This is a genomic window from Pseudomonas sp. 2FG (genome assembly GCF_005502935.1).
Taxonomy (GTDB): Bacteria; Pseudomonadota; Gammaproteobacteria; order Pseudomonadales; family Pseudomonadaceae; genus Aquipseudomonas.
The window spans coordinates 200,840-209,509 of sequence record NZ_SCMP01000007.1 but is presented as its reverse complement, the minus strand read 5'-3'; the positions used below and the strand labels follow the sequence as shown (position 1 = coordinate 209,509).

The 8,670-nt window shown below is 62.6% G+C and carries 6 protein-coding genes; 3 read left to right on the top strand and 3 right to left on the bottom strand.

Annotation, left to right across the window (positions count from 1 at the left end; translation table 11 throughout):
• Positions 1-1,331: retention module-containing protein (locus FFS13_RS09715; RefSeq protein WP_137818899.1), on the bottom strand; the 1,331-nt coding region annotated here is incomplete at its 3' end.
• Positions 1,332-1,652: 321 nt separating this feature from the next.
• Here FFS13_RS09715 and FFS13_RS09710 point away from each other — a divergent pair.
• From FFS13_RS09710 to FFS13_RS09700, 3 genes are read left to right on the top strand one after another with little or no spacing between them, the layout of a single operon-like run.
• The gene (locus FFS13_RS09710) at positions 1,653-3,002 is read left to right on the top strand and encodes a TolC family outer membrane protein (RefSeq protein WP_137818898.1); all 1,350 of its coding nucleotides are present in this window, start codon (positions 1,653-1,655) and stop codon (positions 3,000-3,002) included.
• 34 nt (positions 3,003-3,036) lie between these two features.
• Positions 3,037-5,193 (top strand): type I secretion system permease/ATPase, encoded by a 2,157-nt coding sequence (locus tag FFS13_RS09705; protein WP_137818897.1) that lies wholly within the window; start codon positions 3,037-3,039, stop codon positions 5,191-5,193.
• Positions 5,194-5,200: 7 nt separating this feature from the next.
• Positions 5,201-6,556, top strand: a complete 1,356-nt coding sequence (locus FFS13_RS09700) for an HlyD family type I secretion periplasmic adaptor subunit (protein ID WP_137818907.1) — start codon at positions 5,201-5,203, stop codon at positions 6,554-6,556.
• A gap of 24 nt (positions 6,557-6,580) precedes the next feature.
• Here the strand turns inward: FFS13_RS09700 and mmsB are convergent, their stop codons facing one another.
• Both mmsB and FFS13_RS09690 read right to left on the bottom strand, forming a co-directional pair.
• A complete protein-coding gene (gene mmsB, locus FFS13_RS09695; RefSeq protein WP_137818896.1) occupies positions 6,581-7,468 on the bottom strand; it encodes a 3-hydroxyisobutyrate dehydrogenase in 888 nt (295 codons plus the stop codon).
• 35 nt (positions 7,469-7,503) lie between these two features.
• Entirely contained in the window at positions 7,504-8,607 is a 1,104-nt protein-coding gene (locus FFS13_RS09690; protein WP_137818895.1) for an enoyl-CoA hydratase/isomerase family protein, read from the bottom strand.
• Between the last annotated feature and the right edge of the window lie 63 nt (positions 8,608-8,670).

Sequence of the window (8,670 nt, the reverse complement as noted above, 5' to 3'; positions counted from 1 at the left end):
CTGTCGACGTCGCTGATGCTCAGGCTGCCGCTGGCGGTGGCCGCGCCGTCTTCGGCGACCGCGCCGACGACCACGCCGGCGATCACTGGCGCGTCTTCGGCGCCGTTGATGGTGATGACGAGCGTGGCGGTGGTGCTGGAGCCATCGCCGTCGGTCAGGGTGTAGGTGAAACTGTCGAGCAGGCTCTGCCCGTTGTTCAAGGCGTTCACGGCAGCATCGGCATTGTTCAACGTATAGACGTAGCTGCCGTCGGCGTTGAGTACCAGTGTGCCGTGTGCCAGCGTGAAGGTGCCTGCGGTGACCGGGGTGGCGTTGCTGTCGGCGCCGACCGTGTCGTTGCTCAGGACCGTGCCGCTGACAGTGTTCGGGGCCGCATCTTCGTTAAGGCTGGCGCTGTCGTTGACGGCGACTGGCAGGCTGTCGGTGATGGCTATATTGAGCGTGTCGTTGCCGGCCACGCCGTTGGTGTCCGTTACCACTATGGTGATACTGTCGATGAACGGCGCACTGGCGCTATGGCTCAGCACGCTGGGGTCGTAGCTGTAGCTGACCACGCCGGTGGTGGCGTTGAAACCGGTGAGGGTCAGACTGCCTTCGCCGGTGTTGATGATGATCGGGGTGGTGCCAAGGTTAGCCAACTGGGTGGCGCTGACAGTGGTGCCGCCGACGCTGATCGAGGCAATGCCGGCCTCGGCGCTGACGGTGAAGCTGCCGGCGCTGGCGCCGGCAGCTTCAGACAGGGTGCTGTCGCTGGCGTTGGCTGCCCCGTCGGTGTCGGGGATGGCCAGGCTCGGCGGTGCCGCTGGCGGCAGCACAGTTGTGCTGCCCTGGGCATCCGAGCGTTGTCTATCCAGACCGAGCTCTTCTCGCTCGCTGCCGGCAATGAAACCGAGCCCCTGGGTTGGAAAGCCGATGCTCGGGTCAAGGCGTTCAGCGGTTTCGGCCAGTTGAATGAAGCTGTGGCCGCCGCTCGTACCACCACCCTCGGATAAGCCAGCGGTTGCGCCGGGGCCTGCGGCCGATGAGTCGAGTGCTTCGGTGGGGTCAACACCGGCGGCGATGGCTTGTTGCAGCTCGTCGACAGTCTTGCCCTCTGCGTTGCCTTCTTGGCTCTTCGGCTCTTCGGCCGGAGCTTGCCACTGGGTATCACGGCCCAGGTCGATGATGCGGCCGTCAGCCAGTGCCAGGGAGACCATGCCCGCGGAACCAGTGATGATCTCGTCGCCTTTGAATAGGCGATCGCCTTCGATGAGCAGGCGTTGAATACCTTCCGGAGAAAGCGCGAAGACCTGACCAACAACGCTTTTGACGATGGCAATAAGACTGCTCATGGACGACTCTCCTTGGTCTGACGGTCAGCTGGCCTCCATGCAGTCGTAGGGCGGTAGCAGTGCCTATGCAGGGGATGCGCAGATATATTTTTCGGCGATAAAATGACGCCAAATAGTTGGCTTGTTGTTTTTGGCTATTAAGTTTATGCCAAAGTATTGACCAAATTATCCTCATCCTAAACAATCCGCACCGTCTTGTCACTTTGACATTGACGCCTGCTCGCAGAGTGTTTTGCGAGGGGTTTGAGGGGCGTTTCGCTTCCCGGCCGTCGCAGCATTTCCCTATAAATGGACGCTTTTTGCCAGAAGGATGCGAATAACATGCGTGTGCGTTTTTTTGCGGTTCTACCCCTTGCTCTCGCCGTCAGTCTCTCGAGCCACGCCCAGAGCTTGCCTGAGGCAATGCAGCATGCGCTGGACGTCCATCCGGAGGTGCAGGCCGGTGTAAATAGCCGCTTGTCTGCCGATGCCCAGTTGAAAGCGGCGAAGGGCGGCTATCTGCCGTCGGTCGATCTGCTCGGTGGCATTGGTCGCGAAGGCACCGATGACCCCTCTACGCGGGGTGCTGGCAACCATTGGGAAACCTTGACTCGCAGCGAGTCGAGCCTGCGTTTGCGGCAGATGGTTTTCGATGGCTTTGCCACTTCAAATGAAGTCGGTCGTCAGCAGGCGACGGTGAACTCCCGCGCTTATGAGCTGTTGGGTACTTCCGAGCGCACGGCGCTGAGCGTGGCACAGGTTTATCTGGACGTGCTGACGCGTGAAGACTTGGTGCGCCTGGCTGAAGATAACCTGCGCAGCCATGAACGGATCTACGATCAGATCAGCCTGCGCACCTCCCGTGGGGTGGGGCGTCTAGCTGACCTTGACCAGGCGGAAGCGCGTCTGGCGCAAGCGCGCAATAACCTGATTACCGAGCAAACCAACCTGGCGGACGCGCAAACCAACTACGTCAGTGCCGTCGGTCAAGAGGCTGCCGAACTGACTCGCCCACAAGGCTTGCTTGGCCAGTTGCCGGAGAGCCTCGGTCAGGCCCGTCAGCAGATGCTGGAGAACAGCCCGATTCTGAGTTCGGCGGAGTCGGACATCGTAGCCGCCGAGAAGCAGTACGAGGCGGCGAAGTCGACCTTCTATCCGCGCTTCGACGCCGAGTTGGCGCGTTCGGCGGATAACAACCTGGATGGCCAGGCTGGGCACGTCAACGATTGGCAGGCCATGCTGCGCATGCAGTACAACCTGTTTGCCGGCGGTAGCAACAAGGCGGACCTGCAATCGAAGTCCTACCAGGCCAATCAGGCCCTGGACATTCGCAACAATGCCTTGCGCGTACTCAATGAAGAGTTGGGCCTGGCCTGGAATGCGTTGAACAATGCCCGCGCGCAGCTACCCATCGCCCAGCAGTACGTGGATTACAGCGGTAATGTGCGTACTGCCTATCAGAAGCAGTTCAGCCTCGGTGAGCGCACTCTGCTCGATCTGCTGGACAGTGAAAATGAGTTGTTCACTGCGCAGCGTCGTCTGGCCGAGGTCAAATTTACCGAACTGTTTACTCAGTACCGGATCAAGGCGACCATGGGCGAGTTGCTCAAGAGTCAGGGAGTGGTCGCGCCACTGGCCTCCGTCGTGCAAGACGACGTGAAGCCACAGGTGAGTCTGCCTGGTTTGAATTGAGTGGTTTGCCGCCTAAGAAAAAGAGTGCCCCAGCGTGGAATCAGAAGTTAGTCGAGTTCAGCTCAGCCATGATCCACGTGGGCAGCATGACGATCCTTTATTGGACGGTCTGCTTTCGCTCTGCGCCCTGCACCAGAAGTCTGCCAGCCGGGCGATGTTAACCACAGGCTTACCCTTGCCGGCACAGCGCCTGAGTGCCGAGTTGCTGCCGCGTGCGGCAGCCCGGGCCGGTTTGCAGGGGCGCCTGTTGCAGCGCCGCCTGGAGCAAATTCCAGCGATGGCGATGCCGGCATTGCTGCTGCTCAAAGACGGCCGCAGCGCTGTGCTGATTGGCTGGGAGGCTGACGGCAAGGCGCGTTTGCTGCTTAGCGAGAGCGATGGTGGTGAGGTGCGGGTCGAGCCGCAGTTGCTGGCCGAGGATTACAGCGGCCAGGTGTTCTTCGCCCAGCCGCAGCACAAGTTCGATGTCAATCACGGCACCCTGATCCCGCGTGCGCGTTCCTGGTTCCGCGATACCTTGAAGCGCTCGCGTTGGCTGTATGCCGACGCCATCGCCGCCAGCCTGCTGATCAACGTGATCGCCTTGGCGGCGCCGCTGTTCGTCATGAACGTCTATGACCGCGTGGTGCCCAACCAGGCCGCAGCGACACTCTGGGTGCTGGCCATCGGGATCTCGGGCGCCTACCTGTTCGATCTGTTGCTCAAGTCGATGCGCGGCCTGTGCCTGGACCTAGCCGGCAAGAAGACCGACCTGATCATCTCCGCCACACTGTTCGAACGCATCGTCGGCATGTCCATGCGTTTTCGCCCGGCCCGGGTCGGCAGTTTCGCGCAGAACATCCATGAATTTCAGACGCTGCGCGACTTTCTCGCCTCGTTGACCCTGACCAGCCTGATCGACCTGCCGTTCACCTTGCTGGTGTTGCTGGTAATCGCGCTGCTGGGCGGGCATCTGGTGTGGATTCCGGTGCTGGCGTTCCCGATCGCCATGCTGATCGGCTGGGCGCTGCAAAAGCCGTTGGCGGAGACCATGGAGCGGACCATGGCGCTGTCGGCGGAGCGTCAGTCCAGCCTGATCGAGACGCTGGCCGGGCTGGATGCGGTCAAGGTCAACAACGCCGAAAGCGAGCGCCAGTATCAATGGGAGCAGACCATCGGCACCCTCAGCCGGTTGGAGTTGCGTGCGCGCATGCTGTCCAGCCTGGCGATGAACATCACCATGTTGATTCAGCAATTGGCCGGGGTGGTGATGATAGTGTTTGGCGTCTACCTGATCATCGATGGCAACCTGAGTATGGGTGGTTTGATTGCCTGCTACATGCTCAACGGCCGCGCCCTCGGCCCGCTAACGCAGCTGTCCGGGCTGCTCACGCGCTATCAACAGGCGCGGGTGACCATGGATTCGGTTGACCAGATGATGGAGCTGCCCCAGGAGCGCCATGAAGATGAGCGCCCGCTGACCCGCCAGACCCTGCAAGGTGCCATCGAGTGCCGGCAGTTGGACTTCAGCTACCCGAACCAACAGAACCCGGCGCTGAAAGGCCTCAACCTGGTCATTCGCCCGGGCGAGAAGGTCGGCATCATCGGCCGCAGCGGCTCGGGTAAGAGTTCCCTGGCCAAGCTGCTGGTCGGGCTCTATCAGGCCGATGCCGGCAGCCTGCTGGTGGATGGCGTGGATATCCGCCAACTGGATGTCAGCGAGTTGCGCCACAACATCGGCTACGTGCCGCAGGACATCCAGTTGCTCAGCGGTACGCTGCGCGACAATTTGGTCTCCGGTGCGCGTTACGTTGAAGACGAGTTGGTGTTGCAGGCGGCTGAGTTGGCCGGCGTGCATGAGTTCGCCCGGCTGCATCCGCAGGGCTATGAGTTGCAGGTGGGCGAGCGGGGGCAGCAATTGTCCGGCGGCCAGCGGCAAAACGTCGCCCTGGCCCGCGCGCTGTTGCTCAACCCGCCGATTCTGTTGCTCGATGAGCCGACCAGCGCCATGGATAACACCGGCGAGGAGCGCCTGAAACAGCGCCTGGTCGCGGTGCTGGCGAATAAGACCTTGGTGCTGGTCACGCACCGGGCCTCGATGCTGTCGCTGGTCGACCGCCTGATCATCATCGACAAAGGCTTGATCATCGCCGACGGCCCGAAAGCCTCGGTCATGGACGCGCTAAAGAAGGGGCAAATCAGTGTCGCCTAAAGTGTGGATGGGACAATTCCGGCAAAGCTTACGGGGCTACTTCAACGGCTCGGACTCGCTGAGCGGGCAACCGTTGCCGGAGGTCAGCAAGGCGCTGGTGGAGGATGCGCCGCGGGTGGTGCGGCTGACCATCTGGACGCTGATCGGCTTCTTCGTGTTTCTGCTGCTGTGGGCCAACTTTGCGGTGATTGACGAGGTTACCCGGGGCGATGGCAAGGCGATTCCGTCCTCCAAGCTGCAAAAAATTCAGAACCTCGAAGGCGGCATAGTCGCCGAGTTGTTCGTTCGCGAGGGCCAGGTCGTCAAGCTCGGTGACCCGCTGCTGCGCCTGGATGACACCCGCTTCGCTTCGAATGTCGGCGAGACCGAGGCCGATCGGCTGGCCTTGCTGCTGCGGGTCGAGCGCTTGAATGCCGAGGTTGAGGGGCGCCCGCTGAATGTGCCGCAGAGCGTGCTGAGCTTGGCCCCCGGCTTGGCGGCGAGCGAGCAGTCGCTGTATGAGAGCCGTCGCCAACAGTTGCAGGACGAGGTGGCCGGACTGCAAGAGCAACTGATTCAGCGTCAGCAGGAGTTGCGCGAGTTTGCTTCCAAGCAGGCGCAGTACCGCAACAGCCTGAATCTGCTGCGGCAGGAAATTCAGATGTCCGAGCCGTTGGTCGCCGAAGGCGCGATCTCCCAGGTCGAGGTGCTGCGGCTCAAGCGCGCCGAGGTGGAGAACCGTGGCCAACTGGAGGCCACCGGCCTGGCGATTCCACGGGCCGAGTCGGCGATCAAGGAAGTCGAGCGCAAGATCGACGAGACTCGCGGGCGTTTTCGCAGTGAGGCGCTGACCCAGCTGAACGAAACCCGCACCGATCTGAGCAAGATCGAGGCGACCGGTAAGGCGCTCGAGGATCGCGTCAGTCGCACCCTGGTCACCTCGCCGGTGCGCGGTATCGTCAAGCAGTTGCTGGTCAACACCATAGGTGGCGTGATCCAGCCCGGTAGCGATCTGGTGGAAATCGTGCCCCTGGACGACACCTTGTTGGTCGAGGCGCGCATTCGCCCGCAGGACATCGCCTTCCTTAATCCGGGGCAGGAGGCGGTGGTCAAGTTCACCGCCTATGACTACACCATCTACGGCGGGCTGAAGGCCAAGCTGGAGCAGATCGGTGCCGACACCATCACCGATGAGGAAGGCAATAGCTTCTACCTGATCAAGCTGCGCACCGATAAGAGCCACCTGGGGTCGGAGGAGCATCCGCTGCTGATCATTCCGGGGATGGTCGCCTCGGTGGACATCATCACCGGCAAGAAGAGCATTCTCAGCTACCTGCTCAAGCCGATCATTCGTGCCCGTGCCGAGGCATTGCGAGAACGTTGAGGCCGACGTTTTTGTAGGAACGGGCTACTCGGCAACGAACAGTTGCTGCACCACCGAAAAATCCTCCTGGCCGTGGCCCTGCTTGAGCAGCAAGCGATACAGGCTCAGTGCCAGCGCGCCCATCGGCGTGCTGCAGCCGGTGGCTTGTGCGGCTTCCTGGGCCAGGCCCAGGTCCTTGGCCATCAATTCCGCCATAAAGCCGCCGCTGTAGCCCTTCGATGCCGGAGCGTTTTCCATCACCCCGGGCCAGGGATTGTAGCGCTCCAGCACCCAGTTACCACCGGAACTCTGACGCATGATCTCGGCCAGGGTTTTCGGGTCGAGACCGTTGGCCACGCCGAGGGCCATACTCTCGGCGGTGCCGACCATCTGCACCGCCAGCAGCAGGTTGTTGCAGACCTTGGCCACCTGCCCGGCGCCATCCGGGCCGGCGTGGAAGATGTTCTTGCCCATGGCATTCAGCAGCGGCCGGGCTTTCTCCAGCGCACCGGCTTGGCCGCCGATCATAAAGGTCAGGGTGCCGGCCGCAGCGCCGGCGGTGCCGCCGGAGACCGGCGCATCCAGCATCTCCAGGCCCAGCTCGGCGGCGGCCTGGTGCACCTTCTTGGCCGACTCGGGGGCGATGGTCGAGCACTCCAGCACCAGGCGGCCGGGGGCGATATAGCCGAGCAGGCCCTGTTCGCCGAGGTACAGGCCTTCGACATGGCGGCTGGCCGGGAGCATGGTAATCACCACTTCGGCACCTTGCACGGCGTCGCGGGCGTCATTCGCGGCGTGGGCGCCTTCGGCCGCCAGCTCGTCGATGGCGCCTTGCTGCAAGTCGAAGACCTTGAGTTCGAAACCGGCCTTGAGCAGGTTGCGAGCCATGGGCAGGCCCATATGGCCGAGGCCGATAAAGGCGATTTTGTTCATGGTTGTGCTCCTTGGCCGAGGTGAGGCGATGTGGTTTACAAGTCCGCCAGCGGGTGCGGACCTTCCCAGGTCGGCTGGAAGTGCGCCTCGATGACGGCTGCGGGGATGTTGGCGACGTCCGGCCAGTGCCAGCGCGGCGCGTTGTCCTTGTCGATCAGGCGGGCGCGTACGCCTTCGGGGAATTCCGGGTGGCGACAGCAGTTCAGGCTCATGGTGTATTCCATCTGGAACACCTGCGCGAGTGACAGGTGTTTGCCCCGTTCGATCTGCGCCCACACCAGGTGCGCGGTGAGCGGGCAGCCAGCCGTCAGGGTCTTGGCCGCGCGGCTGAGCAGTGGGTCGCTAGCGTCTTGCAGGGCGCCGATGGCGCGCCAGGCACTGGGGAGGTCGGCGACATCCAGCAGCTTGTCGATAGTGTTGCGCCGCGTGAGCAACTGGGCTTGCGGCAGTTGCTGAGTGGCCTCGTGCTCCATGGCTTTGAGTAGGCTGTTCAGCTGCATGGCCGGTTGTTCTTGCCAGTTCAGTTGCAGCAGGCCCTGGATCAATTCGTCCTGCTGCTCGTCACGCAGGAAGCGGTCGGCCAGGCCGAGATCGAGCGCATCCTGGGCATTGATTTGCGTGGCGGTCAGACCGAGGAACAGGCCGAGCTTGCCCGGCAGGCGGCTGAGGAACCAACTGCCGCCGACATCCGGATACAGGCCGATATTGATTTCCGGCATCGCCAGGCGGCTGCTCGGGGTGACGATGCGGATGCCCGCGCCTTGCATCAAACCCAGCCCGCCGCCCAGCACATAGCCGTGGGCCCAACAGATCAGTGGCTTCGGATAGGTGTGGATGCGGTGGTCGAGGCGGTATTCGTCGGCGAAGAAGCGCCCGGCCAACGGCGGTACCTGGCCGGGATGCTCGCGGCAGGCATCGACCAGCCGGCGTACATCGCCGCCGGCGCAGAAGGCTTTCGGCCCGTTGCCCCGCAGGATCACGCAGGCGATGTCGGGGTCTGCGGCCCAGGCGTGCAGTTTGGCGTCCAATACCTCGATCATCGACAGCGAGAGGGCATTCAGGCTCTGTTCGGCATCCAGGCTGGCGATGCCGATGCGGGCGCCGTGCCGACTCACGAGCTCTTCGAAAGTTACGTTCATGTTGCCGGTTCCTGGTGCGCGCGGCGCACCCTACGGGTGTGTGTAGAGTGCGCTGTGCGCACC